General features: G+C 45.5%; 1 protein-coding gene. It reads right to left on the bottom strand.

Annotated features, from left to right (window positions below; genetic code table 11):
* Positions 1-1,676 (bottom strand): hypothetical protein (locus MU846_RS14460; RefSeq protein ID WP_246953976.1); only part of this gene is annotated, 1,676 nt, incomplete at its 3' end.
* Between the last annotated feature and the right edge of the window lie 22 nt (positions 1,677-1,698).

The following is a 1,698-nucleotide window of genomic DNA, read 5'->3' as shown; positions in this document are numbered from 1 at the left end:
GGAGATTCCTTAGAGCTCCTTTCAATCAAATTCGATCCAGCACTCAATTTTACGATGAACCTGTCAATCTCGAAGAAGCTCAACCTGGCTTGGTTGATTGTGAGCAGACGACCTTCAGCATCGAACTTGTGCCCAATGAACACCCTCACAATTCCGTCAACGGCATGATCGCTGTTAACAGTCACATTGTAATGGTAAGGCTTGTGGTTGATGCGGTACTGCCTAGCATAGTACCTATGGTCGATGTAGTCCGCGGACTTCTGCATTCCCAAACCGTTGGTTATTTCATAGTCGAACATATCGAAGTAGGTCATCAATTTGTCAACTTCCACGTTCCGAACTGACACACCACTGAAACTAACTTGGTCGTGAGTATAATGAGGCTGTAGTCTCTTATAGTGCTGGAAGAACATGTTGATGATCCTTGCTAGGTAGTTGAAGTATACTGGATCTCTGGTTGCTGTTAGAGATTCGGATAGGGCGTTTCCAACATATGTACGGTCACTAGCAGTAGATGTGACGAAGGCAAGAGCTTCCAGAGCAGAAAAGAAAGGAGATTGGTAGAACTTCTTGCTTGGCCTGTCAATAGAACCGAAGACGAGTTTTCCCAGAAGTTCCATTCCTTCTTCATTGTTCATTTGGATGAGAGTTTTGTTCGATGTTTCCCAAACTGAACCAGCATCAATAGTATCCAAGATTCTTCTTTCGAAGGTCTTTGTCCTCATGACTGCAGGACGGTTGAATTCCTCTGGAATTAGTTTGTCTGGTCTGTTGTACATCGGCTGTCCATTCACGTAGCTAACGCGAGGATTGTAACCAACCATGATTGGCATATCCCAGACTAGAGGTGCTACATTGGGCAGGCCGTGGGCAGCTCTCTCCAGGCTGTACCTGGCGAACAGTTGCTGTTGCATTTGATAGAAGTTCTCTCCTCTTCTCTTAAGCCAGGGAGTGTTGTACTTTTCGGGGGACATCCATTGGGGGTTCCTGAAGGAGGCCTCAGTGACGTAGTTGTTGAGACCGACATCTTCCCTGAAGTAGGAAACCCTGAAGTCACCATATCCTCTGTTCTCGTTGCTGAAGAAGCCGCCATACATAGCGGTGTGGAAAGTATACTCGTATCCAGTGTTATTATACGTATATCTTCCATCTTTGAAGCCTTCCATTTTGGCATCATAGACTTGGTGAAGAGTATCTGTGGGCACGAAAAAGTTGGGGAACACTTCATATAGCGGTGGAATGACGAAGTCCTGTGTGTCTGCCCTGTGGGTTAGGGCCAATATGTAAGCGTAACTGAACATGCCAGAATTTATGTGGTACTTCGCCCAGCTAGCAACCTTGATGAAGGTTTCGAAATCCTTAGCAAAGAAAAACAGATCAAAAATGCGAATCAAATCAGCTCTTGTGTGGTGACAGAACATGCTGAAGATAGCATTCTTCGGCATGAAACCTTTTTCGTATGCCTTGAGGAACTCTTTAGGATACTTCTCATCTGTGAAGGATCCCAAGTTGGCTTTGATATCGAAATCTGGGACCTCCTCTTTCCAATGGTCGTTGTGACCAATGCCAACGAACATATCTAAGACTTGCTTCTGCTGTTTCAGGAAATTCGCATCAGCTATCTTCCTCTCCGGTCTCTGCTGCACGACAGAGGCGGAGATGACAGTAGCTGTCAAAAGAACTGTTAGCAATGAGAAC

This window comes from Alcanivorax quisquiliarum, assembly GCF_023051175.1.
Taxonomy (GTDB): Bacteria; Pseudomonadota; Gammaproteobacteria; order Pseudomonadales; family Alcanivoracaceae; genus Isoalcanivorax; species Isoalcanivorax quisquiliarum.
Note: the sequence above shows the minus strand (reverse complement) of the source record. Positions and strands in the feature narration are given on the sequence as shown.